This is a genomic window from Pseudomonas jinjuensis, assembly GCF_900103845.1.
In the GTDB taxonomy this organism is placed as follows: domain Bacteria; phylum Pseudomonadota; class Gammaproteobacteria; order Pseudomonadales; family Pseudomonadaceae; genus Pseudomonas; species Pseudomonas jinjuensis.
The window spans coordinates 88,388-114,218 of the sequence record NZ_FNIJ01000016.1 but is presented as its reverse complement, the minus strand read 5'-3'; the positions used below and the strand labels follow the sequence as shown (position 1 = coordinate 114,218).

22 protein-coding genes are annotated in these 25,831 nt (G+C 67.0%); 8 read left to right on the top strand and 14 right to left on the bottom strand.

The window, feature by feature from the left end:
• Nucleotides 1–9: 9 nt before the first annotated feature.
• Nucleotides 10–3,156 carry an efflux RND transporter permease subunit gene (locus BLR75_RS21005; RefSeq protein WP_084313472.1) on the top strand — a complete coding sequence of 1,049 codons (3,147 nt, stop codon included), beginning with the start codon at nucleotides 10–12 and terminating at the stop codon, nucleotides 3,154–3,156.
• Between the two features lie 46 nt (nucleotides 3,157–3,202).
• Here BLR75_RS21005 and BLR75_RS21000 read toward each other — a convergent pair whose 3' ends face one another.
• Genes BLR75_RS21000 through BLR75_RS20990 form a run of 3 tightly spaced genes read right to left on the bottom strand, consistent with a single transcriptional unit; the run spans nucleotide 3,203 to nucleotide 6,063 of the window.
• Entirely contained in the window at nucleotides 3,203–3,619 is a 417-nt protein-coding gene (locus BLR75_RS21000; RefSeq protein WP_084313474.1) for a GtrA family protein, read from the bottom strand.
• The gene (locus BLR75_RS20995; RefSeq protein ID WP_084313476.1) at nucleotides 3,606–4,598 is read right to left on the bottom strand and encodes a glycosyltransferase family 2 protein; all 993 of its coding nucleotides are present in this window, start codon (nucleotides 4,596–4,598) and stop codon (nucleotides 3,606–3,608) included. The genes BLR75_RS21000 and BLR75_RS20995 overlap by 14 nt, the downstream gene beginning before the upstream one ends.
• Entirely contained in the window at nucleotides 4,585–6,063 is a 1,479-nt protein-coding gene (locus tag BLR75_RS20990; protein WP_084313478.1) for a glucosyltransferase domain-containing protein, read from the bottom strand. Before BLR75_RS20990 ends, BLR75_RS20995 begins: the two co-directional genes overlap by 14 nt.
• A 269-nt stretch (nucleotides 6,064–6,332) precedes the next feature.
• Here BLR75_RS20990 and BLR75_RS20985 point away from each other — a divergent pair, with 269 nt between their 5' ends.
• Complete coding sequence (locus BLR75_RS20985) at nucleotides 6,333–7,508, top strand: multidrug effflux MFS transporter (RefSeq protein ID WP_084313479.1); 1,176 nt, start codon at nucleotides 6,333–6,335, stop codon at nucleotides 7,506–7,508.
• Nucleotides 7,509–7,513: 5 nt separating this feature from the next.
• Here BLR75_RS20985 and BLR75_RS20980 read toward each other — a convergent pair whose 3' ends face one another.
• The gene (locus BLR75_RS20980) at nucleotides 7,514–7,693 is read right to left on the bottom strand and encodes a hypothetical protein (protein WP_084313481.1); all 180 of its coding nucleotides are present in this window, start codon (nucleotides 7,691–7,693) and stop codon (nucleotides 7,514–7,516) included.
• Between the two features lie 118 nt (nucleotides 7,694–7,811).
• Nucleotides 7,812–8,696: an AraC family transcriptional regulator gene (locus tag BLR75_RS20975; protein WP_084313483.1), complete on the bottom strand. Its 885-nt coding sequence runs from the start codon at nucleotides 8,694–8,696 to the stop codon at nucleotides 7,812–7,814.
• A 251-nt stretch (nucleotides 8,697–8,947) separates the two neighbouring features.
• On the opposite strand from BLR75_RS20975, the gene BLR75_RS20970 reads away from it, so the two are divergent.
• On the top strand, nucleotides 8,948–10,843 hold the full coding sequence (locus tag BLR75_RS20970; RefSeq protein ID WP_084313485.1) for a propionyl-CoA synthetase: 1,896 nt from the start codon (nucleotides 8,948–8,950) through the stop codon (nucleotides 10,841–10,843).
• Nucleotides 10,844–10,957: 114 nt separating this feature from the next.
• On the opposite strand, the gene BLR75_RS20965 is transcribed toward BLR75_RS20970, so the two are convergent.
• The 3 genes from BLR75_RS20965 to ypfJ all read right to left on the bottom strand — a co-directional run bounded on the left by BLR75_RS20965 (nucleotide 10,958) and on the right by ypfJ (nucleotide 12,844).
• Entirely contained in the window at nucleotides 10,958–11,146 is a 189-nt protein-coding gene (locus tag BLR75_RS20965) for a YgaP family membrane protein (RefSeq protein WP_174688576.1), read from the bottom strand.
• A gap of 68 nt (nucleotides 11,147–11,214) precedes the next feature.
• Nucleotides 11,215–11,838: a Crp/Fnr family transcriptional regulator gene (locus tag BLR75_RS20960; RefSeq protein ID WP_084313487.1), complete on the bottom strand. Its 624-nt coding sequence runs from the start codon at nucleotides 11,836–11,838 to the stop codon at nucleotides 11,215–11,217.
• A gap of 103 nt (nucleotides 11,839–11,941) precedes the next feature.
• Nucleotides 11,942–12,844, bottom strand: a complete 903-nt coding sequence (gene ypfJ, locus BLR75_RS20955; RefSeq protein WP_084313489.1) for a KPN_02809 family neutral zinc metallopeptidase — start codon at nucleotides 12,842–12,844, stop codon at nucleotides 11,942–11,944.
• A gap of 215 nt (nucleotides 12,845–13,059) precedes the next feature.
• Between ypfJ and alaC the strand changes: the two genes are divergently transcribed.
• Nucleotides 13,060–14,277 carry an alanine transaminase gene (gene alaC / locus BLR75_RS20950; RefSeq protein ID WP_084313491.1) on the top strand — a complete coding sequence of 406 codons (1,218 nt, stop codon included), beginning with the start codon at nucleotides 13,060–13,062 and terminating at the stop codon, nucleotides 14,275–14,277.
• A gap of 176 nt (nucleotides 14,278–14,453) precedes the next feature.
• Here alaC and BLR75_RS20945 read toward each other — a convergent pair whose 3' ends face one another.
• Complete coding sequence (locus tag BLR75_RS20945; protein ID WP_084313493.1) at nucleotides 14,454–14,888, bottom strand: DUF411 domain-containing protein; 435 nt, start codon at nucleotides 14,886–14,888, stop codon at nucleotides 14,454–14,456.
• Between the two features lie 218 nt (nucleotides 14,889–15,106).
• On the opposite strand from BLR75_RS20945, the gene BLR75_RS20940 reads away from it, so the two are divergent.
• Together BLR75_RS20940 and BLR75_RS20935 are read left to right on the top strand one after the other, a co-directional pair.
• Nucleotides 15,107–15,559, top strand: coding sequence for a DUF4345 family protein (locus BLR75_RS20940; protein ID WP_084313495.1), 453 nt, complete (start codon nucleotides 15,107–15,109; stop codon nucleotides 15,557–15,559).
• A gap of 157 nt (nucleotides 15,560–15,716) precedes the next feature.
• Nucleotides 15,717–16,067 carry a hypothetical protein gene (locus BLR75_RS20935; protein ID WP_084313497.1) on the top strand — a complete coding sequence of 117 codons (351 nt, stop codon included), beginning with the start codon at nucleotides 15,717–15,719 and terminating at the stop codon, nucleotides 16,065–16,067.
• A 523-nt stretch (nucleotides 16,068–16,590) separates the two neighbouring features.
• Here BLR75_RS20935 and BLR75_RS20930 read toward each other — a convergent pair.
• Nucleotides 16,591–18,870, bottom strand: coding sequence for a nitric-oxide reductase large subunit (locus BLR75_RS20930; protein ID WP_084313499.1), 2,280 nt, complete (start codon nucleotides 18,868–18,870; stop codon nucleotides 16,591–16,593).
• Nucleotides 18,863–19,549 (bottom strand): iron-sulfur cluster repair protein YtfE, encoded by a 687-nt coding sequence (gene ytfE / locus BLR75_RS20925; RefSeq protein ID WP_084313501.1) that lies wholly within the window; start codon nucleotides 19,547–19,549, stop codon nucleotides 18,863–18,865. Before ytfE ends, BLR75_RS20930 begins: the two co-directional genes overlap by 8 nt.
• 151 nt (nucleotides 19,550–19,700) lie before the next feature.
• Here ytfE and norR point away from each other — a divergent pair, with 151 nt between their 5' ends.
• Complete coding sequence (norR, locus tag BLR75_RS20920) at nucleotides 19,701–21,224, top strand: nitric oxide reductase transcriptional regulator NorR (RefSeq protein ID WP_084313503.1); 1,524 nt, start codon at nucleotides 19,701–19,703, stop codon at nucleotides 21,222–21,224.
• A 53-nt stretch (nucleotides 21,225–21,277) separates the two neighbouring features.
• Nucleotides 21,278–21,562 (top strand): DUF1883 domain-containing protein, encoded by a 285-nt coding sequence (locus BLR75_RS20915; protein ID WP_084313505.1) that lies wholly within the window; start codon nucleotides 21,278–21,280, stop codon nucleotides 21,560–21,562.
• A gap of 147 nt (nucleotides 21,563–21,709) precedes the next feature.
• Here the strand turns inward: BLR75_RS20915 and trmA are convergent, their stop codons facing one another.
• From trmA to glyA, 3 genes are all read right to left on the bottom strand, one after another.
• Nucleotides 21,710–22,795: a tRNA (uridine(54)-C5)-methyltransferase TrmA gene (trmA, locus tag BLR75_RS20910; RefSeq protein ID WP_084313507.1), complete on the bottom strand. Its 1,086-nt coding sequence runs from the start codon at nucleotides 22,793–22,795 to the stop codon at nucleotides 21,710–21,712.
• 130 nt (nucleotides 22,796–22,925) lie between these two features.
• On the bottom strand, nucleotides 22,926–24,221 hold the full coding sequence (locus BLR75_RS20905) for an NCS2 family permease (RefSeq protein WP_084313508.1): 1,296 nt from the start codon (nucleotides 24,219–24,221) through the stop codon (nucleotides 22,926–22,928).
• Between the two features lie 330 nt (nucleotides 24,222–24,551).
• On the bottom strand, nucleotides 24,552–25,805 hold the full coding sequence (gene glyA, locus BLR75_RS20900; RefSeq protein ID WP_084313509.1) for a serine hydroxymethyltransferase: 1,254 nt from the start codon (nucleotides 25,803–25,805) through the stop codon (nucleotides 24,552–24,554).
• Nucleotides 25,806–25,831 lie beyond the last annotated feature (26 nt).

The window sequence follows — 25,831 nt, the reverse complement described above, 5'->3', positions numbered from 1 at the left end:
GCGCCCGCCGTGATCTCGCGCTTCTTCATCGACCGCCCCGTGTTCGCCATGGTGATTTCCATCGTCATCCTGCTCGGCGGACTCGTCTCCATGCGCGCCCTGCCGGTGGCGCAGTATCCGGAAATCCTTCCGCCCCAGGTGTCGGTCACTGCCATGTATCCCGGCGCCAGCTCGCAGGTGATCGCCGAGACCGTCGCCGCGCCGCTGGAGCAGGAGATCAACGGCGTGGAGGGGATGATCTACCAGCTGTCCAACTCCGACGCCAGCGGCGCCATGACCCTCACCGTGTACTTCAACGTGGGGACCGATCCGGACCAGGCCACCATCAACGTCAACAACAAGGTGCAGGCCGCGCTGGCCAAGCTGCCGGAGGAAGTGCGCCGGCAGGGCGTGAAGGTGGAGAAGAAGTCGTCCGACATCCTCCAGGTGGTGGCGCTGTACTCGCCGGACGATTCCCGCGACCCGGTGTTCATCAGCAACTATGCGCTGATCAACGTCATCGACGAACTGAAGCGGATTCCCGGTATGGGCGATGCCAGCCAGTTCGGCTCGAAGGACTACGCGATGCGCATCTGGCTGCGTCCGGACAAGCTGGCGCAGTACAACCTGACGCCGACCGACGTGGTCAACGCGATCCGCGAGCAGAACTCGCAGTTCGCCGCCGGCAGCTTCGGCCAGCAACCGCTGAACCAGCCGCAGGACTTCACCTATACGGTGACCACCCAGGGCCGCTTCACCGATCCCAAGGAATTCGAGAGCGTCATCCTGCGCAGCGACGCCACCGGCGCCAGCCTGCTGCTGAAGGACGTCGCGCGGGTCGAGCTGGGCGCCCTGGACTACTCGATGGTCACCACGCTGAACGGGCAGCAGAACGCCTCGTTCGGCATCTACCTGCAGCCCGGCGCCAATGCGCTGGACACCGCCCAGGCGGTGCGCGACACCATGGAGCGCCTGGCGAAGAAATTCCCCGAGGGCATGGCCTACAAGATCCCCTACGACACCACGGTGTTCGTCAAGGTATCCATCGAGGAGGTGGTGCACACCTTCGTCGAGGCGCTGATCCTGGTGATGCTGGTGGTCTTCATCTTCCTGCAGAACCTGCGCGCCACGCTGATCCCGATCCTGGCGATCCCGGTGTCGCTGATCGGCACCTTCGCCGGGATGTACGCGCTGGGCTTCTCGATCAACCTGCTGACCCTGTTCGGCCTGGTGCTGGCGATCGGCATCGTGGTGGACGATGCCATCGTGGTGCTGGAGAACGTCGAGCGGGTGATGAGTACCGAGAAGCTCGGCCCGCGCGAGGCGGCGATCAAGGCGATGGAGGAGGTGACGGGGCCGATCATCGCCATCGTGCTGGTGCTCTGCGCGGTGTTCATCCCGGTCGGCTTCCTCGGTGGCCTGGCGGGGCAGATGTACAAGCAGTTCGCGATAACCATCGCGGTGTCGGTGGTGATCTCCGGCATCGTCGCGCTGACCCTGTCACCCGCGCTCTGCGCGCTGATCCTCAAGCCCGGGCACAAGGAACCGCTGGCGCCGTTCCGCTGGTTCAACCGCATGTTCGACAAGGCCACCGCCGGCTATGGCGCGGGCGTGCAGTTCTTCCTCAAGCGCGCCGCGCTCGGCCTGATCCTGTTCGCCGGGATGATCGGCCTGATGGTCGTGCTGTTCGGCCGCGTGCCCGGCTCGCTGGTGCCCGACGAGGACCAGGGCTACGTCATCAACGCCTACTTCCTGCCGCCGGCGGCATCGGTCACCCGCACCGAGGAACTGACCGGCGACGTCACCCAGAAGCTGATGAAGCATCCGGCGGTGCAGGACGTGCTGACCTTCGCCGGTCTCGACATCCTCACCAACAGCACCATCAGCAACGCCGGCGTGTCGTTCGTGCCGCTGAAGGACTGGAAGGAGCGCACCACGCCGGAACTGGACGCGCGCAACCTGACCCACACCTTCATGGGCATGGGCGCGGCCTACCAGGATGGCGTGGTGCTGTCGTTCAACCCGCCGCCCATCACCGGCATGAGCACCACCGGCGGCTTCGAGGCGTACATCCAGGACCGCAGCGGCGGCACCAGCCAGCAGCTGGGCGAGATCGTCCAGAAGTTCGTCGCCGCCGCGGCCAAGCGTCCGGAATTGGCCGGGGTGAACAGCACCTTCAACCCCAACGTGCCGCAGTACTACATCAACCTCGACCGCACCAAGGCGCGCTCGCTGGGCGTGGCGATCAACGACGTGTTCACCGCCATGCAGGCCACCTTCGGCAGCTACTACGTCAACGACTTCTCGCTCTACGGCCGCACCTGGCAGGTGAGCCTGGAGTCGGAAGCGGACTTCCGCCGCAAGCCGGAGGATCTCAGCCAGGTCTACGTGCGTTCGTCCAGCGGCGACCTGGTGCCGCTGTCGTCGCTGGTGACGGTGCAGCGCATCCTCGGCCCGGCCTCCTATGCGCGCTTCAACGTGTTCCCGGCGGCCAAGCTGATCGGCGGTCCGGCGCCCGGCTACAGTTCGGGCCAGGCGCTGGCGGCCATGCAGGAAGTGGCCAACGAGACGCTCGGCCAGGACTACCAGCTCGCCTGGATCGGCTCCGCCTACCAGGAACTGGCGACCCAGGGCTCGGGCAGCACCGCGTTCATCTTCGGCCTGATCCTGGTGTTCCTCATCCTCGCCGCCCAGTACGAACGCTGGACCCTGCCGATCGCCGTGGTCACCGCCGTGCCCTTCGCGGTGTTCGGCGCGATCCTGGCGATCTGGCTGCGCGGGCTGGACAACGACGTGTACTTCCAGGTCGGCCTGGTGACCCTGATCGGCCTGGCGGCGAAGAACGCCATCCTGATCATCGAGTTCGCCGTGATGATCCGCGAGGAACAGGGCCTGGGACCCGTGGAGGCGGCGCTGCAAGCGGCCAAGCTGCGCTTCCGCCCGATCGTGATGACCTCGCTGGCCTTCATCCTCGGCTGCGTGCCGCTGGCGATCAGCACCGGCGCCGGCTCGGCGAGCCGCCACTCGATCGGCACCGGGGTGATCGGCGGGATGCTCGCCGCCACCGTGCTGGCGACCTTCCTCATCCCGATGTTCTACATGCTGGTGGAATCCGCCGCGGACAAGCTCGGCAAGCGCAAGGCCAGGCCGGAAGCGGCGGAGCCGACGGGGCATTGAGTGGGCCGGCGGGGTGCTCCCCAGGGGCACCCCGCCGGACGTCCCGTCAGTTGCGCTTGCGGAATACCCAGCGCGACGAAGTGGAGTAGTTGACGACCATCCCCAGCAGACAACCGGCGGCGACCGCGACCACCGGCCATTCTCCGGCCAATCTCCAGTGCTCCAGCAGCAGGACGAAGCCCAGGTAGTTGGCCGCGCCGCCCAGGCTCATTGCCGCCAGATAGCGCAGGGCTTCCAGCAGTTGGCCATTCTCCCGCCGGCGCTCCCCGAAGGTGCGCCGGCGATTGAATCGCCAGGTCGCGAACACGGCGCAAAGGAACGACAGCACCCGCCCCCCATAGAGATTCACGCCCAGCGATGACAGGCAGGCGAGCACCGTCGCATCGACCAGGAAGCCCAGGGTCCCACCGATGGCGAACAGGAAAAGCCGGCCGGTCCGGGATGGCGCTTCAGGCTTGCTCATGACGCTCGCTTTCGGTCCGGCAGCCCGGGCTTCGGCCGTAGCGGGCCTGGATCAGGTACAGGGGACGCTGCTTGGACTCCATGTAGATCCGACCGACGTACTCGCCGACCACGCCGATGCCGATCAGTTGGATACCCGACAGCAGGAGCACGGAGGTCAGGAGCGAGGCGTAGCCGGGCACATCGACCCCCGACAGCAGGGTGCGCAGCACGATGAAGGCGGCATAGAGGATGGAGGCCGAGGCGATCAGCGCCCCCAGGTAGGTCCATATGCGCAGCGGCAGCGTGCTGAAGCTGGTGATGCCCTCCAACGCCAGGTTCCACAGCTTCCAGCCGGAGAACTTGCTGGTTCCCGCGGCCCTCGGGCAGCGCACATAGTCGACGATGGCGGTGCGGTGGCCGACCCAGGCGAACAGGCCCTTCATGAACCGGTGGCGCTCGGGCAGAGCCTTCAGCGCATCGACCACCTTGCGGTCCATGAGTCGATAATCCCCCACGTTTTCCGGCAGGTGAACGTCGCACAGGCGGCTGTGGAACTTGTAGAACCAGCGCGCAGTGGTGCGCTTGAGCAATCCATCGGAACTGCGGTCCACCCGCCGGGCCAGCACCACGTCGTAACCGTTCCGCCAGTTTTCCAGGAAATCCGCGAGCAGTTCCGGCGGGTCCTGCAGGTCGGCGTCCATCGGCACCAGCACGTCGCCGACCGCTTCGAACAGGCCGGCCGTCAGCGCCGCTTCCTTGCCGAAGTTGCGCGCCAGATCGATCACCACGACACGTGGATCACCAATGGCCAGGTCGCGCAGGCAGTCGAGCGTCCGGTCCCGGCTGCCGTCGTTGATGAAGACGAACTCGTAGCCGACGCAGTCCAGGTCGCGCATGTGCCGGGAGACGGTTTCGTGGAACAGGCCGAGCACGGCGCTCTCGTTGTAGCAGGGCACCACCAGCGAGATGAATGGCGCATGGCGCCTAGAGGCAGACATGGATGACGTCCTCCTTGCGCAGCAGCGAGCCCTCGCCCGGCCAGTGTGGCGAGTGCGTGCAGCGCTCCTTGTCGGCCTCTTCCGGATAGACCCATTCCAGCTCCTGGCCGGTGGCCTCGCGCAGCAGGCCCTGTATCGCCCATGGGGTCGCGAAGGCGGATTCGCCGTGGTCATGCATGGCCGATTGCAGGGTGGCCGGATAGCGCCACTGACCCGGTACCAGGCTGATGCGCGGGCGGGTGAGGTCCGGGAACTGCCGGCGGATGTCCTGCACCAGGAGTTGCGCCTGGCTGATGTCCCAGCGGTTCAGGCGCGCCTGGTCCAGCAGCAGGGCGGAGCTGTGCAGGGCCAGCCCCCAGCAGACGAACAGCCAGCCGGCCGCCAGCGGGCGGGTGAGTCGCCCGGCGCAGGCCAGGGTCATGGTCGCCAGCATGCCGAGGGCGAAACCCGAGGCGATGGCTGCCCTCAAGGCTGGCCACCAGATGCTGGAAAGCGCCAGAGGCGCGACCGACAGCACGACCAGAAAGAGATAGAGGATGAGAAATGCTGTGGCCTTCAGGGGAGTACGCCAGCCAATCGATATCAATCCGAGTAGAAGCAGAAGCCCTTGGGCCTTGATCAGGAGCGCCGACTCGAGAGCGGTGCCGCCAAGCAGCAGCTGGTACAGCAGTTCGGCAAACTGGCGAAGGCGCTGCGGCAATTCAGCCCAGCCGACGATCTGGCTTCGCGGGTCGACCACGACGTCCGGATGCCAGGTCAGAAACCTGTTGAGCAGGATATAGAAGGCGACAGCCAGCAACATCGGAATGCCGAGCCGCCATTGCCGGCCGATTTCCCGAAGCGGCCGCTGCGCCATGCTGAAGGCGCGCTGCATGACGATCGGCAGCGTGATGCAGAGTGCGATGCCGAGCGCTGGCTGGTAGCAGCCAAGCGCACCCGCCAGGGCGAGCGCTGCCAGCAAATGCGTGCTCCAACATTGGCGCAGAGGCTGGTTGTGGGTGAGGTGCAGCCACGCATGCAGGAAGACGACCAGCAGGACGATGCAACAAAGGCTATTCAGCGCGGCCTCGCGGAAGGCCAGCAGGGCGCTGAAGAAGGGATGGCAGGCGATGATCGCGCCGCCAATGCACGGAATCGCGAGCGAGGTTCGCGCTGGGCGCACGGCCAGGACAGCCAGGCTGATGAGGGCTCCATAGGCGAGAAGCAGAAGGACGATGTTGGGGAAGTAGATATCGCTCCAGCGCAACCCCAACTGGCGCGTCAGCCATTGAAGCGCGACCTCCGTATAGCGCCCCTGGCTGAGGTACATGCCGGGGTCAGCGTCGGCGTAGGTAAGCAGGTAGTCGTCTACCGAGTAGCCTGGAAGCAGGGCGTTGCCTTTGCTTACCAGCAGACAGAGCAGGACGCAGGTCAGGACGATCATGAAGGGGGCGTATCGCTCCGCTTCCTTGTCTGATTCATACATATCGGGGGTCTCTTCCTTGACAGATCGAGGCCCGATTTTCCTGGAATGCCAATGGGGAAATTTCCTCAATGGGGCAGGGCTGTTTCCCTGAGCTGCAGGGTGCTTCGAAGTACGACCTGGGCTGTGGCGGCGAACCGGCACCCGGCGTCGCGATGTGGATATTTCCCGGCGTCCGGAGGCGGTTGAGGGTATCCTTCCCTACTTTCTGTCCCCTCCGACAAGGTCACAGCCAGATCGTCTGGTCGTGGCGCGAGATCGTTCGAGACCTCATGACCCTCCGCATCCTGCTGATCCTTGGCGCCCTGAGCGCCTTCGGTCCGATGGCCGTCGATTTCTACCTGCCCAGCTTCCCGACCCTGGCGGAGGTGTTCGGCACCGACGTCGAGCATGTCCAGCTCAGCCTTTCGGTGTACTTCGCCGGCCTGGCCATCGGCCAGCTGCTCTATGGCCCGCTGGCCGACCGCTACGGCCGGCGCATGCCGCTGCTGCTCGGGGTGGTCATCTTCACCCTGGCCTCGGTGGCCTGTGCCTTCGCGCCGAACCTGGAGTGGCTGATCGCTGCGCGTTTCGTCCAGGCGCTCGGCGGCTGCGCCGGGATGGTGGTGTCGCGGGCGGTGGTGCGCGACCTGTGCGATCCGATCGGCGCGGCGCGGGCGTTCTCGCAGCTGATGCTGGTGATGGGGCTGGCGCCGATCCTGGCGCCGCTGGCCGGCGGGGTGCTGCTGGGGATTTCCGGCTGGCAGTCGATCTTCCATTGCCTGGCGCTGTTCAGCGCGCTGGTCGGCCTGGCGATCGCCCTCTGGCTGCCGGAAACCATTCCCGCCGGACCGCGTCCGCAACTGAACGGCGCGCTCAGGCAGTACCTCGGCCTGCTGCGCGACCGCAGTTTCATCTGCTATGCGCTGACCGGCGGCGTGGCCATGGCCGGGATGTTCGCCTACATCGCCGGCTCGCCCTTCGTGCTGATCCAGCTCTACGGCGTGCCGCCCGAGCATTACGGCTGGGTGTTCGGCAGCAACGCCGCGGGGTTCGTGCTCATGGGGCAGGTCAACGCCCGGCTGCTGCGCTATCGCGGCCCCGGCTTCTGGCTGCGCCGCGCGGTGTGGGTCTACCTGGTCTGCGGCCTGGCCCTGCTGCTCGCCGCGCTGGCTCGCCCGCCGGTGCTGTGGCCGCTGCTGCTGCCGCTGTTCGGCTGCATCTCCAGCCTCGGCCTGCTGATGCCCAACTCGGCGGCCTGCGCCCTGGCCGGGCAGGGCAGCCACGCCGGCAGCGCCTCGGCGATGATGGGCAGCCTGCAGTTCACCGTCGCCGCCTGCGCTTCGGCGCTGGTCGGCGTGCTGCACGACGGCACTGCGCTGCCCATGGCGCTGGTGATCACCCTGTGCGGCGTGGCGACGGTGCTATTCGGCTGGATGACCGGGCAGATCAGCGAACGGACGGCCTGAGGCGTTCAGGGCCTCAGTTCCGACTCCAGGCGCGGCAACTGGTGAGGTGCCTGCAGGCGTGCTTCCAGGGTGGCGACGAAGTGCCGGGCTTCCTGCTCGTTGCGGAAGTTCACGGTCTGCCGGTCGAGGCAGACCTGCCAGCGTTCGCCTTTCGAACGGTCGAGTGGACGGACGACGATCTTCATGGTTCGGCACCCTGCTCGGCGGGACGGGGGAGGGAGCTAAAGTTTAGCCCCGCCCCATGGGCCGGGCCGGCTGCAGGCGCGCATGCCGACAATCGGTCCGCCGCTTCGCCTGCCGCGTTCAGGCGCCGCCCTTGCCCTGTCCCAGGCGCTGCCGGTAGGCGCTGGGCGACATGCCCATGACCTTGCTGAAAAGTCTTGAAAAGTAATAGCTGTCGTCATAGCCGAGGGCCTCTGCGACCTGGGCGATGCTGTGCCCGCTGCTGTCCAGCAACTGGCAGGCGTATTCGATCTTCAGGTGCAGGAAGTGCTGGATCGGCGTGCGCCCGGTGGCGGCGCGGTAGCGGTTGACGAAGTGGAACTTCGACAGGTTGCAGAACGCCGCCAGTTGCGCCAGGTCGAGACGCGCGTGGAGGTTCTCGCGCATGTGCGCGTGCAGGCCGTCGAGGTCCAGTCCGCCCTCGCGCAGCGGGCGCAGCAGCGGCAGCTGGCAGAGCAGGCTGCGCAGCCGGCTGGCGGCGAGCAGGAAGGGCTGGAAGCGATAGCCGCTGTGGCGCGCCTCGAGCAGTTGGGCGAAGCCGTTGAGCAGCGCGTGCTGCACGCCCCAATGGCGCAGCGGCGCCTCGTCGTAGCCGGCGGCGCGGCGCAGCCAGGCGGCGCTGTCGCCGCACAGGTGCACCCAGGAAATGGTCCAGGGCGCCTGCTCGTCGGCGCGGTAGGCGTGGGCCATGCCCGGCGGCAGCCAGATCAGGTCGCCGCAGCCGACCGGCCATTCCTGCCCGCCCTCCACCTGCAGCACGCCGCGGCCTTCGCTGCAGTAGATCAGCAGGTGGTCGTCGTGCTGCTCGCGGCTCATCTGGTGGTGCAGCGCGCGGCGGTAATGGCCCAGCGAGGTGGGGTAGAGGTCGCGGCTCAGCGGGTGGTTGGCGAGTTTCTGCCGCAGCGCCGGCGGTAGCAGCAGGCGCAGGCTGCCGCTCGGCAGGGGCCAGTCCGAGGTTCTCGACATACGGGTAGCTCGCTCAGCAATTTAATCCAGCAAGAGCACAATTTAGTCGATCTTTGCCCGGCCGACCCGGTGATAGCTTTGCTGGTCATGAGGCTGCCGATGATCTGCCTGTCCGGCGCCCCAGCAATATAAGTCGACCAGCCGTTCGCAGCCGTGCTGGCGGATTTATACCAAAGATTGATGGTGGACCCGCAGGTCCCGTCCATACTCGTTGTTCGACCGTCCATAAAAACAATTCAGAGGGTCAGATAATGAATTACCGGCAGTGCTACGACCGTTCCATCGCGGACCCAGCCAGCTTCTGGGCCGAACAGGCCGAATCCGTGGCCTGGTACCGCGCCCCGCAGACCTCCCTCGAAGCGCTGCCGGATGGCAGCCACCGCTGGTTCGCCGATGGCCGGCTGAACAGCTGCTACCTCGCCCTCGACCGCCAGATCGAACTGGGCCGCGGCGCGCAGACCGCACTGATCTACGACTCCCCGGTGACCGGCACCCAGCAGCGCTTCACCTTCGAGCAGCTGCGCGACGAGGTCGCCCGCCTGGCCGGCGCCCTGCGCGCGCTGGGGGTGGAGAAGGGCGACGGGGTGATCATCTACATGCCGATGGTGCCGCAGGCGGCGATGGCGATGCTCGCCTGCGCGCGGATCGGCGCGGTGCACTCGGTGGTGTTCGGCGGCTTCGCGCCCTACGAGCTGGCGCTGCGCATCGACGACGCCAGGCCGAAGCTGGTGCTCACCGCGTCCTGCGGCCTGGAGTTCGAGCGCGTCATCGAATACAAGCCGCTGGTGGACAAGGCACTGGAACTGGCGCAGCACAAGCCGGCCCATGTCATGGTGCTGCAGCGCCCGCAGGCGATGGCCGAACTGCAGGCCGGCCGCGACCTCGACTGGCGCGAGACGGTGGCCCATGCGCAGCCGGTCGATCCGGTGGAGCTGGCCGGCGGCGATCCGCTGTACATCATGTACACCTCCGGCACCACCGGAAAACCCAAGGGCATCGTGCGCGACAACGGCGGCCACGCGGTGGCGCTGCACTACACGCTGCGCAACATCTTCGGCATGCAGGCCGGCGACGTCTGGTGGGGCGTTTCCGACGTCGGCTGGGTGGTCGGCCACTCGCTGATCGTCTACGGACCGCTGATGAACGGCTGTACCACGGTGTTCTACGAAGGCAAGCCGGTGCGCACGCCGGACGCCGGCAGCTACTGGCGGATGATCGAAGAGCACAAGGTCAATGCCCTGTTCTGCGCGCCCACCGCGTTCCGCGCGATCCGCAAGGAAGACCCGGACGGCGGGCTGTGCCGCAAGTACGACCTGGGCTCGCTGCGCAAGCTGTTCCTCGCCGGCGAGAAGCTCGACAGCAGCACCCAGAACTGGCTGGAGGAGCTGACCGGCAAGCCGGTGTACGACCACTGGTGGCAGACCGAGACCGGCTGGCCGGTGACCGCGCCCTGCACCGGCCTGGACGGCCATGCCATGCGTTTCGGCTCCACCAACCGCCCGGTGCCCGGCTACAACGTGCAGGTGCTGGACGAGGAGGGCCACCCGCTCGGACCGAACCAGCAGGGCTCCATCGCCATCGCCCTGCCGCTGCCGCCCGGTTGCGCGCAGACCCTGTGGAACGACCATCCGCGCTACCTGCAGTCCTACCTGCGGACCTTCCCCGGCTACTACCACACCGGCGACGGCGGCTATGTCGACGAGGAAGGCTTCGTCTACATCATGGGCCGCACCGACGACGTGATTAACGTCTCCGGCCACCGCCTCTCCACCGGCGAGATGGAGGAGCTGCTGGCGCTGCACGAGGCCGTGGCCGAATGTGCGGTGATCGCCGTGCAGGACAGCCTGAAGGGCCACGTGCCGCTCGGCCTGGTGGTGCTCAAGGACAGCGTGCAGGTCGGCGAGGAAGAGCTGCAGCGCGAACTGGTCGCTCTGGTCCGCGAGCGCATCGGCGCGCTGGCCTGCTTCCAGCGCGTGGTGGTGGTCAAGCGCCTGCCGAAGACCCGCTCCGGCAAGATCCTCCGCGCGGTGCTGCGCAAGATCGCCGACGGCGAGGAATACACCCCGCCATCGACCATCGACGACCCGGCCATCCTCGGCGAGATCGCCGAGCGCCTCGGCCAGACCGGGTTGGCCAAGGCTGGTTGAAACCCCACGCCGCCGGTTCTGCCGGCGTATTGCCTGGGCCGCACATGTGCGGCCCTTTTTAGGACGTGCATCCGGCGCGACCGGCGACAGGCCCGGCGCTTTGCCCCGTGGCGCCTAGCGGGTACAGCTGTTGCGGCCGAAAAGCCGGTAGATCGGGCAACTGCCGAGCGCGCCGGTGACCAGCGGGACCAGGCCGAGCCAGCCCCAGGGCGTCTGCGGGCCGACGAAGACCAGGGCGAGCAGCCCCAGGCCGAGAATGATGCGGACGATACGTTCCGGCGTACGGATGTTCCTGCACAACATGAGGCTGTCCTCCGGGGATATGGAGCGCCAGTTGTACGGCGGGAGCGCACCGCACTTCAGTGACTTGGTCACACAGCGCTGGCCAGTGCCCGCAGGGCCTGCGCCTGGAGTATCTCCAGGCTCGCGCGGCCCAGGCGTACCCAGCCGCGCCGCTCGAACTCCTTGAGCTGCCGGCTGATGACCTCGCGGGAGCTGCCCAGCTCGGCGGCCAGCTGCTGGTGGGTCAGGGCCAGGCTGTTCTGGCCGGGCTCCAGCAGGCGCGCGGCCAGGCGTATGTCGATGCGCTGGAAGGCGACGTTCTCGAAGAGCAGCATCAACTCCACCAGGCGCTCGCCGCAACTGGCGAACAGCCACTGCCGAAAGGCCGCGGATTGCTCCATGAGCCGGTCGAAGTCGCCGTGCGCCAGCACTTCCAGCGTGCAGTCGGCTTCCGCGATGCCCTCGGCGGCGTAGGCGCGGCCGGACATCAGGCATGCGTTGGTCATGATGCAGCTTTCGCCCGGATGCACGCGGTAGAGAACGATTTCGCGGCCCTGGGGCGAGACGGTCTGGACCCGCACCCGTCCGGCCCGCAGCCGCACGAAATGCGTGCAGTCCGCGCCGTGGGCGAACAGGCGGGTGCCGGCCGGCACCTGCCGGGTGTGGGCAAGCCGGGAGAATTCACTGGCGGTGCGAGGGTCGAGCTGGGCCATCGGCGCTCCACGAGGGATAGCGGGCGCGCCGGGAGCGGCGCGCGCCGATGTTCTATACCCGAAGCCTCGGCCGTGCGGCCTGAGCCAGGTCAGTCCGTGCGGTTCACAGCGTCTGCGCCCTGAACGTATCGCACTTGCCCGGCGAGCCGCTCTCGAAGCCCATCTTGAACCAGCGCACGCGCTGCGCCGAGCTGCCGTGGGTGAAGGAGTCCGGCATCACCGTGCCGCGCGCCTGGCGTTGCAGGGTGTCGTCGCCGATGGCGTTGGCGGCGTTCAGCGCTTCCTCCACGTCGCCCGGCTCCAGCCAGTTCAGGCGCTGCTGGGCGTGGTTGGCCCAGACGCCGGCGAAGCAGTCGGCCTGCAGCTCCTGGCGCACCAGCAGGCCATTGGCGCCTTCCATGTGCATGCCGCGCTGGCGGGCGGCCTGGATCTTGCCGTTGATGCCGAGCAGGTTCTGCACGTGGTGGCCGACCTCGTGGGCGATCACGTAGGCCTGGGCGAAATCGCCGGCGGCGGAGAACTTCTGCTCCATCTCGCGGAAGAAGCCGAGATCGAGGTAGACCCGGCGGTCGCCGGGGCAATAGAACGGTCCGACCGCGGAGGAGGCGAAGCCGCAGGCCGAGTTCACCCCGCCGTTGAACAGGATCAGCTTCGGCTGTTCGTACTGCGCGTTGCTGGCGGTGAAGATCTGCCCCCAGGTGTCCTCGGTGTCGCCGAGGATCGAGCGCACGAAGTCCACCTGCGGATCGGCGCCGGTGGCCGGGCGGCCCTGGGTCGGGGTGGTCGCGGGCGCCTGGCCGGTGTCCATCTGGCCGATGATGTTGCCGAGGATCTGCATCGGGTCCTGGCCCATCAGCAGGCCGACCACCACGACGATGGCGATGCCGCCGAGGCCCAGTCCGCGTCCGCCGATGCGCCGGCCGCCTCCGGGGAACCCGCCGCCGGCGCCGGATTCGCCACGCGCATCGACCACGTTGTCGCTGCGCCTTCCTTTCTGCCAGAGCATGACGGCTCCTCCTCTCGGAAACGTTGAATCAGTGTCGACCCCAGCCGGCCGCGCCGCCAGCCCGGTCGTCCGGCGAAAATTCCTACGCCGGGCTGGACGCAAGCCTACCCGAGCCGTTATGTTCGGCCGCAGGAAAGCCAAGGTGCTTTCCAGGCCACCGCAGTGGCCGGCGTCGCTCGGACGGTTCCGGGCGCTTACGTTACATCGAGGACAGCATGGCTGAACAACGTTCAGCGCGCCGCTTTGCGCGCATCGACCGCCTTCCCCCCTACGTTTTCAACATCACCGCCGAACTGAAGATGGCCGCCCGCCGCCGCGGCGAGGACATCATCGACCTCAGCATGGGCAACCCCGACGGCGCGACTCCGCAGCACATCGTCGACAAGCTCTGCACCGTCGCCCAGCGCGAGGACACCCACGGCTACTCCACCTCGCGCGGCATTCCGCGCCTGCGCCGGGCCATCTCGCACTGGTATCGCGACCGCTACGCCGTGGAGATCGATCCGGAAAGCGAAGCCATCGTCACCATCGGTTCCAAGGAAGGCCTGGCGCACCTGATGCTCGCCACCCTCGACCATGGCGACACCATCCTGGTGCCGAACCCGAGCTACCCGATCCACATCTACGGCGCGGTGATCGCCGGCGCCCAGGTGCGCTCGGTGCCGCTGGTGCCGGGCATCGATTTCTTCAACGAGCTGGAGCGGGCGATCCGCGAGTCGATCCCGAAGCCGAAGATGATGATCCTCGGCTTCCCCTCGAACCCCACCGCGCAGTGCGTGGAGCTGGACTTCTTCGAGCGCGTGGTCGAACTCGCCAGGCGCTACGACGTGCTGGTGGTGCACGACCTGGCCTACGCCGACATCACCTTCGACGGCTGGAAGGCGCCGTCGATCATGCAGGTGCCGGGCGCCAAGGACATCGCCGTGGAGTTCTTCACCCTGTCGAAGAGCTACAACATGGCCGGCTGGCGCATCGGCTTCATGGTCGGCAACCCGGAGCTGGTCAGCGCCCTGGCGCGGATCAAGAGCTACCACGACTACGGCACCTTCACCCCGCTGCAGGTGGCCGCCATCGCCGCGCTGGAAGGCGACCAGCAGTGCGTGCGCGACATCGCCGAGCAGTACCAGAAGCGCCGCGACGTACTGGTGAAGGGCCTGCATGAGGCGGGCTGGATGGTCGAGAATCCCAAGGCATCGATGTACATCTGGGCGAAGATTCCCGAGCCCTATGCGCACCTGGGCTCGCTGGAGTTCGCCAAGAAGCTGCTGCAGGACGCCAAGGTATCCGTGTCGCCGGGCATCGGCTTCGGCGACTACGGCGACGACCACGTGCGCTTCGCCCTGATCGAGAACCGCGACCGCCTGCGCCAGGCGGTGCGCGGGATCAAGGCGATGTTCCGCGCCGATGGCTTGTTGCCGGCGGCGAAGGGGTAGGGCGGGCCAGGCTCCAACGATCTCGATCACGCAGGCGCCCCCGGAATGGTGGATGGAAAAAGCCCCATCCACCCTACGTTTCGGGACATTCCTGCGTTGGGGCCGAGCGTAGGGTGGATCACGTTCCACCGATCCACCATGGCCGCGCAGGCGGCCCCGGACTGGGCGGGTGGAACTCAGTGCGCCGGATAGTCCGCCAGCACCACCCGCTCGCCGCCCTTGCCCAATCCCACCACCTGGTAGGCATCGTGGCGGCTGCCCATCTCCATACCCGGCGACCCCACCGGCATGCCCGGCACCGCGGCGCCGACCAGGTCGCTGCGTTCGCGCAGTTTGAGGATGTCGGCGGCCGGCACATGGCCTTCGACGAACTTCCCGTCGATCACCCCGGTGTGACAGGAGCCCATGGAGTAGGGGACGCCGAGGCGGGTCTTCACCTCGCTCATGTTCGGCTCGACGTGGTCGCGCACGCTGAAGCCGTTGTCCTCCAGGTGTTTGATCCAGTCCTTGCAGCAGCCGCAGTTGGCGTCGCGGTGGACGTCGATGGACAGCGGTTCGGCGGCCTGGACGGCGCCGGCGAACAGGGCGGTGAGAAGGACGAACGTGCGCATGGCGGATGCTCCCGGAAGCTGGAATCCGCCGAGCATACGCCGCCGCGCCGGGGTGCCCAAACCGATGCCTGTTTCCGCATGTGACGCCGCTCGGCGATCGGGGCGAACTTGTCGCGGGTTCGACCGGTCAGTAATGGGTTATTGGCATGCCCGGACGCGGCCAGGAGGCCGGAGGCGGGCGCTGGCAGGCGGCCCGCGTGGCCCCAAGGAGAATCCGCATGCTGTTCGCCCGTCTCGTTCTGTCGGTCCAGGCCCTGGTGTGGGGCGGCCTCGGCCTGCTCTACTGGGTGCGCCCCTACGAAATGGCCAACCTCAGCGGCATGCTGCTGATGGAGCCGGCCTCGGTCAGCGATGCGCGGGTGTTCTACGGCGGGCACCAGTTCGCCCTGGCGCTGTTCCTGCTGTTCGCCCTGCGTCGCAGCCAGTTGCTGCGGCCGGCGCTGATCCTGGTGGTGCTGGTGCAGCTCACCCTGACCCTGTCGCGCCTGCTGATCGCCTGGAACGAAGGCGGCATGGCGGCGGATGCGCAGCTGTTCGGCGTGATCTATCGCGGCGTCATCTCGCTGCTGGCGATCCTCGCGCTGTACTGGCTGGAAAAATCCTCCGAACCGCAGCCGGTCATCGCGCCCGAACCGGAGAAGCCGCGCGAGTCGGATTTCGACGGGTTGTGACGGGGTGTATTTATCACCTCGGAGGGTTCATTTGACCGTGCCGGCTCGCGGTCCAAATGACCGCCTTGTTTCGTAACTGACTGAAAGTAAAGGAAATAACCTTTGGCACGTTTTATGTAGTGACCATGATGTCGTTTCAATGCCAAAGGAGAAAGACATGAAGGTTGCGAGGCTGTTGGCTGCGGGAGGTCTGGTGCTGGCCAGTCTGGCAGCGAGTGCCGACGAAGTGGTCGCCGAGAAGGCGGACAACACGGTCGGCGCGGGCTTTGGCGGCGGCATCGGGGTTCTGCTTGGCGGTGCGCTGGGCGGCCCGGCCGGTGCGCTGCTCGGCGCCGGCGTCGGCGCGCTGACCGGCTGGGGCGTGCAGGATGCCAGCGGATTGAGCCAGAACGCCTATGTGGTGAAGGCGGCGGACGGCAGCGAGAGCCGCGTGCGGTCGCCGAACGGGGAGTTCCAGGTAGGCCAGGTGGTCGAGAAGGATGGCATTCGGTTGCGGGCGGGGAACTGAGTTTTTCTTCCCGCTCCAGACAAGCGAGGCCCCGAAAGGGGCCTCGCTTTTTTGTGCGCGCGGGAACGTCCACCGATAGATAACCCCTGTAGGAGCGGGCCATGCCCGCGAATCGCGCGCATGGCGCGCCTGCAGGTCGAAATACGTAGGGTGGACGTCGCTTTTTACGTCCACCATCCAGGCGTTGGCACGCGGGAATGGTGGATCGATAGAGCGTGATCCACCCTACGGTTTGTGCCGTGCGTATAAGCCTGTAGAGCCTTGCCCGCGACCTGGCTCGGCACGGCGTGTCGCGGGCATGGCCCGCTCCTACAGCGGTTCGGCGTTGGGGCTGCCTCTGCCTCTTCCGGAGCCGGATGCAGGAGCTTTCGTGGATGCATTCCCACGCGGGATCGTGGGGTGGATGCCGTTGCAGGAACACCGAACCCACGTAGGGTGGACGTCGTTTTTTACGTCCACCATCAGATGAAAAGAAAAAGCCGCGGCGTCCACCGGGACGCCGCGGCTTCATCGCTTCAGGGTATCAGCGGTCGTTGCGGACCCGCACCTCCACCAGTTCGCCTGCGGTCTCACGCTGCGGCAGGAGGTTCTTCACCACCTGCGCCGCGATCGACAGGGCTGCGACGATGAATACCACGTCGCCGAAGGTCCGTACCCAGCGCAGGGTTTCCAGCAGGTCCTGCTGCATGAAGGCTTCGCTGCGGGCGTACCACATGCCCTGGCTGACGCTGGCGTGGAACTGCAGGATGCCGATCGGCAGCAGGCTGGTGGCGATCATCAGCACCAGGCCGGCGTTCAGGCCCCAGAAGCCGGTGCGCATCAGCCGCTCGCTGAACGCCGCGTCAGGCCGCACGTAGCGCAGCACCAGCAGGGTGAAGCCGAGGGCGAGGAAGCCGTAGACCCCGAACAGCGCCGCGTGGGCGTGCGTTGCCGTGGTGTTCAGGCCCTGCACGTAGTACAGCGAGACCGGCGGGTTGATCATGAAGCCGAACACCCCGGCGCCGAACATGTTCCAGAAGGCCACGGCGACGAAGCACATCAGCGGCCACTTCACCTGTTCCATCCAGGGAGCGCGCTGCTTCAGGCGCCAGTTTTCCCAGGCCTCGTAGCCGAGCACGATCAGCGGTACCACTTCCAGCGCGCTGAAGGTGGCGCCCACCGCCATCACCGGCGTGGTGGTGCCGGAGAAGTACAGGTGGTGGAAGGTTCCCGGCACGCCGCCGAGCATGAACAGCGAGGCGGAAGCGAGGGAGGCTGCCGAAGCGGTGCGTTTCCCGACCAGGCCCATGGTGACGAAGATGAAGGCCAGCGCGGTGGTGGCGAACACTTCGAAGAAGCCTTCCACCCACAGGTGCACCACCCACCAGCGCCAGTACTCCATCACCGACAGGTGGGTACGCGCGCCGTAGAACAGGCCGGCGCCGTAGAACAGGCCGATGGCCACGACAGAGGCGGTGAGCAGCGCCAGCAGGTTCTTGTCGCCCGGCTTGCGCAGGGCGGGAACCACGCCGCGCAGCATCAGCACCAGCCAGAAGGCCACGCCGAGGAACTTGCCGATCTGCCACAGGCGGCCAAGGTCGACATACTCGTAGCCCTGGTGGCCGAGCCAGAAGTTCAGCTCCGGCGGCATCACCTGGGCGATCGCCAGGTAGTTGCCGGCGTACGAACCGACCACCACCACGACCAGCGCCCAGAACAGGATGTCGACGCCGAGCTTCTGGTATTTCGGGTCCTTGCCGCCGTTGATCAGCGGCGCCAGGAACAGGCCGGCGGCGAGGAAGCCGGTGGCGATCCAGAACAGCGCGCTCTGCAGGTGCCAGGTGCGCACGAGGGAGTAGGGGAACCACTGCGACAGGTCGAAGCCGTAGAACTTCTGGCCTTCCACCGTGTAGTGCGCGGTGAAGCCGCCGAGCATGACCTGGAAGCTGAACAGCGCCACCACCAGGAACAGGTACTTGCCCAGCGCCTTCTGCGACGGCGTCAGGGCGACCAGGGTCAACGGGTCGCGGGCCGGCGCCGGAGGTTCCTCCTCGTCATGCCTGCGCAGGAAGGCCCAGGCCCAGACCAGCAGGCCGATGCCGGCGACCAGCAGGACCACGCTGGCGATCGACCAGAGCACGTTCTCCGCGGTCGGGTGGTTGTCGATCAGCGGCTCGTGCGGCCAGTTGTTGCTGTAGGTCGCGTCGCTGCCCGGACGTTCGGTGGCGGTGACCCAGGCGGTCCAGAAGAAGAACTCGCTGAGCTGCGCCCGGTGTTTCGGGTCCGGCAGGGTGTCTTCCTTCATGGCGAAGCTTTCGCGGCTCGACTGCAATTGCGGATCGGCGCTGAACAGCTTGTCGTAGTAGGCGGCGGTCTGTTGCATCGCCTCGACGCGGCGCGCCGAGAGATGCAGCCGGCCCTTGTCGTCGACCTGGTTGCCGCGGTACTCCTTCTTCAGCTGGAAGCGCAGTTGCGCCTGGGACGCTTCATCCAGCTCGGCATAGTGCGGGCCGAATTCCTCGCGCGCGGCGATGTCGAGCCAGGCGGTCAGTTCGCGGTGCAGCCAGTCGGCGCTCCAGTCCGGCGCCTGGTAGGCGCCGTGGCCCCAGATCGAGCCGAGCTGCATGCCGCCGACGCTCTGCCAGGCCTGCTGGCCGTCGAGGATGTCGCTCTCGGTGAACAGCACCTGGCCGCTGGCGTCGAGCACCTGTTGCGGGATCGGCGGCGCCTGGCGGTAGACCTCGCGGCCGAACCAGCCGAGCAGGGTGAAGGTGACGCCGAGGACCAGGATCAGGGTCCACCAGTATTTGCGGTATTCACCCATGATTCGACTCCTGCGGCTGCATGGCCTGGACGAAGAGGATGTTGTTTTCCAGATGGATGTGCTGCATCAGGTCGTTGCGCAGCTCGTCCAGTCCGCGGTAGAGCGCCTGCCAGGTATTGCAGGCGCCGGGCGGCGGGGTGATGTGGTCGGTGAGTTCGAGCAGGTGTTCCAGCGCCTCGCCATGCTGGTCATGTTCGAAGCGCATCACCGAGATCGGCCCGCCGGCCTGGATGCCGAAGCCGCTGAGCAGCATCGGGAAGAGCACCTGCTCCTCCTTCAGCATGTGGCTTTCCAGTTCCTGCTGCATGACGCGCAGGTGCTCGGTCAGGCCATGGGGGCAGTCGCTGCGGTCGCCGTGCACGTGCTCGACGCGGGCAGCGAGGCGGATCAGCTCCGGCAACTGGTCGCGGTGTCGCTCGTGGTAGCGCTCGAGGATGTGCGCGATCAGTTTCTCGTTCGGCGCGTCGCGCCAGTCCTGCTCACCGTTGCCCTGCGCCAGCAGCGCGGCCAGTTCGGTGGCGATCGCTTCGGCGTCGAGGCCCTTGCGCTGCGCGGCGTCGCGCAGGCTCTTCTGGCCGCCGCAGCAGAAGTCGAGGCGGTGTCCGTGGAAGATGCGGGTGGCGCCGGGGATCGAGCAGGCGAGATCGCCGAGGGTCCAGTCGAGATAGCTCAGGTTCACGGTGGGCTCCTTGTATGGTCAGTAGTCAGGATTCCTATTGCAGCCCGCGTGCCGTTTTTATCTATTTGAAAAATAAGGATTTTTATTTTTGTGTTGTATTTAATACCCTGAGCGGATAGGGTTTAAAAAACCTTTAAGGGTTGATTTGACCATGTATGCCTTCGTTCTTCCCGACCTGGCGGCCGAACTGCCCAGCGCCGTCCGCCTGCAGCGCCTGGTGCAGGCCCTGCGCGAACAATTCCACTGCGGCGCGGTAGGGCTGCTGCGCCTGGAGGACGACTGCCTGCGTCCGGTGGCCGCCTCCGGGCTGGTGCACGAGGCGCTCGGCCGGCGCTTCCTGGTCGGCCAGCATCCGCGGCTGGCGGCGATCATGGCCTCCCGCGAGCCCACCTGGTTCGAGCCGGACAGCCGCCTGCCCGACCCCTATGACGGCCTGCTCGAGGACCACGCCGGCGAGCCGCTGCCGGTGCATGACTGCATGGGCATCAGCCTCTACGTGGAAGGCCAGCTGTGGGGCGCGCTGACCCTCGACGCGCTGCATGCCGGCACCTTCGGCGAGGCGGCGCGGCGCGAGCTGCAGAGCTACGCGCTGCTGGTCGAGGCGGCGGTGCGGCTGACCCGCCTGGAGCAGGAGAACCGCGGCCTGCGCCTGGCGCGCAGCGACGTGCAGGGCGTCAGCCTGCCGGAGGAGGACAGCGACATCCTCGGCCACAGCCAGGTCATCCATCAGCTGCTCGGCGAGCTGGACATCGTCGCCGACTCGGAGCTGCCGGTGCTGCTGCTCGGCGAGACCGGCGTGGGCAAGGAACTCTTCGCCCGCCGCCTGCACCGCAAGTCGCGGCGGCGCAACAAGCCGATGGTGCAGGTCAACTGCGCCGCGCTGCCGGAGTCGCTGGCCGAAAGCGAGCTGTTCGGCCACATCAAGGGCGCCTTCTCCGGCGCCACCGCGGATCGCCGCGGGCGCTTCGAGGCGGCCAACGGCGGCACGCTGTTCCTCGACGAGGTCGGCGAGCTGCCGCTGAGCCTGCAGGCCAAGCTGCTGCGCACCCTGCAGAACGGCGAGATCCAGCGCCTCGGCGAGGACAAGCCGCGCCACGTCGACGTGCGCATCATCGCCGCGACCAACCGCAAGCTGCCGGACAGCATCCGCGACGGGCACTTCCGCGCCGACCTCTACCATCGCCTGTCCGTCTACCCGGTGCCGATCCCGCCGCTGCGCGAGCGCGACAACGACGTGCTGCTGCTGGCCGGACATTTCCTCGAACTCAACCGCGCCCGCCTGGGCCTGCGCAGCGTGCGCCTGTCGCCGGCGGCGGAGCGCGCGCTGCTGGGCTATGCCTGGCCGGGCAACGTGCGCGAGCTGGAGCACGTGATCAGCCGCGCGGCGCTCAAGCTGCTCAGCCGCGGCGCCAACCGCAACGAGATCCTCACCCTGGAGCCCGAGCAGCTCGACCTGGACAGCGGCGCCAGTCCGGCCGCCAGCGCGGTGACGGTCCCGGTGCAGACGGCGGAGGGCAGGCTGCGGCCGCTGCGCGACAGCGTCGACGACTGCCAGCGCCAGGCGATCCAGCAGGCGCTGGCCGCTTCCGAGAACAACTGGGCGAACGCCGCGCGCCTGCTCGATCTCGACCCGAGCAACCTGCACAAGCTCGCCAAACGGCTGCGGATGAAATAGCGCGGCGTGCTATCGTTCTGATTTGGTTGGTAAAAAATTCTGCGGAGTCGGCGATGAAGTTCATTCACCAGCGGGAACATCTGAACGAGGGCGACCTCGTGATCATCGAATGCTCGCGCATGTGCAACATCCGCCTGATGAACGATGCGAACTTCCGCAGCTTCAAGAATGGCGGGCGGCACAGCTACCACGGCGGCGCCTTCGACCGCTTCCCGGCGAAGATCGTGGTGCCCAGCACCGGCTTCTGGAACATCACCATCGACACCGTCACCCGCCGGCCGATCAGCGTGACCCGCAAGCCGAACTTCACCCACTCGATCAGGATCGTGCGCCGCTAGCGCGGGGGCTGAAAACTGCTCGTGCAGGAGCGCGCCATGCGTGCGACATCGGCACTGCCGGCGGGTCGCGGGCATGGCCCGCTCCTACGGTTCCGGTGGGGCATCCGGGTAGGGCGCATAACGCGCCAGCGTTATCCGCCGATGGGCCTAACGGCGCTCCAGCAGAACGCCCGCTTCCATGTGGTGGGTATAGGGGAACTGGTCGAACAGCGCGCAGCGGCTGATGCGGTGGGTGTCGTGCAGCTGGGCGATGTTCTGCGCCAGGGTCTCCGGGTTGCAGGAGATGTAGAGGATGCGCTCGAAGCGGCGGGTCAGCTCGCAGGTGTCCGGGTCCATGCCGGCGCGCGGCGGGTCGACGAAGACGCTGCCGAACTCGTAGCTCTTCAGGTCGATCCCGGCCAGGCGACGGAACGGCCGCACCTCGTTGAGCGCCTGGGTCAGCTCCTCGGCGGAGAGGCGCACCAGGGTCACGTTATCCACGGCGTTGTCGGCCAGGTTGGCCAGGGCGGCGTTCACCGAGGTCTTGCTGATCTCGGTGGCCAGCGCCTTGCGCACGCGGGTGGCCAGCGGCAGGGTGAAGTTGCCGTTGCCGCAGTACAGCTCCAGCAGATCGTCGTCGCGCTGGCCGAGCGATTCGTAGGCCCAGCCGAGCATCCTCTGGCACACCGCGCCGTTGGGCTGGGTGAAGGCGCCTTCCGGCTGCCGATAGCGGAAGCTGCGGCCAGCTACCACCAGTTCCTCGTTCACGTAGTCGCGGCCGATGACGATGCGCTTGCCGCGCGAACGGCCGACCAGGCTCACGCCCAGCTCGGCGGCGGCCTTCCCGGCGTCGGCCTGCCAGGCATCGTCCAGCGGGCGGTGGTAGCAGAGGGTGATCAGCGCGTCGCCGGCCAGGGTGGTGAGGAATTCCACCTGGAACAGCTTGTGGCCCAGCGCCGGATCGGCCCAGGCGGCCTTCAGGCGCGGCATCAGCTGGTTGATGCGCTGGCTGGCGATGGGGAAGTCGTCGAGCAGGATCGGCGTGTGCTTGTCGCCCTGTTCGAACATCGCGTAGTGCCGCGCCTCGCCCTCGCGCCACAGGCGGAATTCGGCGCGCAGGCGGTAGTGCTCGCGTGGCGAGTCGAAGACTTCCGGCTCCGGCGCACCGAACGGCGCCAGCAGCGCGCGCAGGCGTTCGGCCTTGTCTTGCAGTTGGGCGTCGTACTGGGAGGGATCGAAACGCGGACTACTCATGGGCAACTCGAGGGCGACAGGGTGAATTGTAGGAGCGGGCCATGCCCGCGAAATGTGTCGAGAGGGTCGCGGTCATGGACCGCTCCTGCACGCAAGGGGCGGGCCGGTGTGGCCGCCCCATTATGCCTGCTCAAGCGTTGAACCAGCCCAGCTTGATGATGAACAGGATGGACAGGATCACCAGCGCCGGATTCAGCTCGCGCCAGCGGCCGGCCAGCAGCTTGGCGGCGGTCCAGGCGATGAAGCCGAAGGCGATGCCGTTGGCGATGGAGAAGGTCAGCGGCATGGCCAGGGCGGTGACCACCACCGGCGCGGCGACGGTGAGGTCGTCCCAGTCGATCTCGGCCAGGCCCGAAGCCATCAGCACGGCGACGAAGAACAGCGCCGGGGCGGTGGCGAAGGCCGGCACGTTGCCCGCCAGCGGGGCGAAGAACAGCGCCAGCAGGAACAGCACGGCGACCACCACGGCGGTCAGGCCGGTACGCCCGCCGGCGCTGACGCCCGCGGCGGATTCGATGTAGCTGGTGGTGGTCGAGGTGCCGAGCAGCGAACCGAACATCGCCGCGGTACTGTCGGCGATCAGCGCGCGGCCCATCTTCGGCATGTGCCCGTCCTTGCCCATCAGGCCGGCGCGCTTGGCGACGCCGATCAGGGTGCCGGAGTTGTCGAACAGGTCGACGAAGAGGAAGGCGAAGATCACGCTGAACAGGCCGATGTCCAGCGCGCCCTTGATGTCCAGCTGGAGGAAGGTCGGCGCCAGCGACGGCGGGGTGGACATCACGCCGCCGAACTGGGTGATGCCGAGGCCGATGGCGGCGAAGGTCACGGCGAGGATGCCGATCATCACCGCGCCGGTCACGCGGCGGGCTTCCAGGCCGACGATGATGAAGAAGCCGAGCACCGCGAGGATCGGTTCCGGCTTGCTCAGGTCGCCGAGGCCGACCAGGGTCGCCGGGTTGTCCACCACGATCATGGCTTCCTTCAGCGCGATCAGCGCGAGGAACAGGCCGATGCCGGCGGCGATGGCCGAGCGCAGCGCCAGGGGGATGCTGTTGATGATCCATTCGCGGATGCGGAAGATCGAGATCAGGAAGAACATGCACGCCGAGAGGAACACCGCGCCCAGCGCCACCTGCCAGGTGTGGCCCATGTGCAGCACCACGGTGTAGGTGAAGAAGGCGTTCAGGCCCATCCCCGGCGCCAGGGCGATCGGGTAGTTGGCGATCAGGCCCATGATCACCGAGCCGATCGCCGCCGCCAGGCAGGTGGCGACGAACACCGCGCCCTTGTCCATGCCGGTCGCGCCGAGGATGCTCGGGTTGACGAACAGGATGTAGGCCATGGTCAGGAAGGTGGTGACCCCCGCGAGGATCTCGGTGCGCACATTGGTGTTGTGCGCCTGCAGTTGGAACAGCTTTTCCAGCATGACTGGCTCCCCAAGGCGCTTCATGCGCCATTCATGTCCGGCCGAAAAAAGCAAAGCACAGGCCGCAGGGGAGCGCGCGCTTTTCTTTGGGCCGGAAAAAAGCCGCGGATGATACCAGCTTGGTTTGCGCGGGAAAATTTCTGACCGGATGGCCGGGAAAGGTCTCCCTTTGCCCGGATCGAGCGCCGAATATTCTGTAGGAGCGGGCCATGCCCGCGAATCGCGCGCATGGCGCGCTCCTACAGGTTGCGTATGCGGCCTCGGATGGGCTCCCGGCACGCAAGAAAAAGCCCGGCATGTGCCGGGCTCCTTCATCGCGCGGGGTTCGGCTTACTTGCCGTACACCGGGAACCTGGCGCAGATGGCCTTGACCTTCTCGCGCACGCTGTCCACCACGGACTCGTCGCCCATGTTGGTCAGGATGTCGCAGATCCAGCCAGCCAGCTCGCGGCACTCTGCTTCCTTGAAGCCGCGGGTGGTGACGGCCGGGGTGCCGATGCGCAGGCCGGAGGTGACGAACGGGGAGCGCGGGTCGTTCGGTACCGAGTTCTTGTTCACGGTGATGAACGCGCGGCCGAGGGCGGCGTCAGCGTCCTTGCCGGTGATGTCCTGCTTGATCAGGGAGAGCAGGAACAGGTGGTTCTGGGTGCCGCCGGAAACCACGTCGAAGCCGCGCTCGATGAACACGCCGGCCATGGTCTGGGCGTTCTTCAGCACCTGCTGCTGGTATTCCTTGAACTCGGGCTGCAGGGCTTCCTTGAAGCACACGGCCTTGGCGGCGATCACGTGCTCCAGCGGACCACCCTGGGCGCCCGGGAAGACGGCGGAGTTCAGCTTCTTCTCGATCTCCTCGTTCTTGCGCGCGAGGATCAGGCCGCCGCGCGGGCCGCGCAGGGTCTTATGAGTGGTGGTGGTGACCACGTCGGCGAACGGAACCGGGTTCGGGTAGACGCCAGCGGCGACCAGACCGGCCACGTGGGCCATGTCGACGAACAGGTAGGCACCGACCTTGTCGGCGATTTCGCGGAAGCGGGCGAAGTCCAGAACCTGGGAGTAGGCGGAGAAGCCGGCGACGATCATCTTCGGCTTGTGCTCGACGGCCAGGCGCTCGACTTCGTCGTAGTCGATCAGGCCGTTGTCGTCGATGCCGTACTGCACGGCGTGGTACAGCTTGCCGGAGGAGCTGACGGCGGCGCCGTGGGTCAGGTGACCGCCGTGGGCCAGGCTCATGCCGAGGATGGTGTCACCGGCGTTGAGCAGGGCCAGGTAGACGGCCGAGTTGGCCTGGGAGCCGGCGTGCGGCTGGACGTTGGCGTAGTCGGCGCCGAACAGCTGCTTGGCGCGGTCGATGGCCAGCTGCTCGACGACGTCGACGTACTCGCAACCGCCGTAGTAGCGCTTGCCCGGATAGCCTTCGGCGTACTTGTTGGTCAGCACCGAGCCCTGGGCTTCCATCACCGCCGGGCTGGTGTAGTTCTCGGAGGCGATCAGCTCGATGTGCTCTTCCTGGCGCAGGGCTTCCTGCTCCATCGCGGCGAAGAGTTCGGCATCGTAGCGGGCAATGGTCAAATCACGGCTGAACATGGCGGTCCTCTAAGGATCGGTGCAAA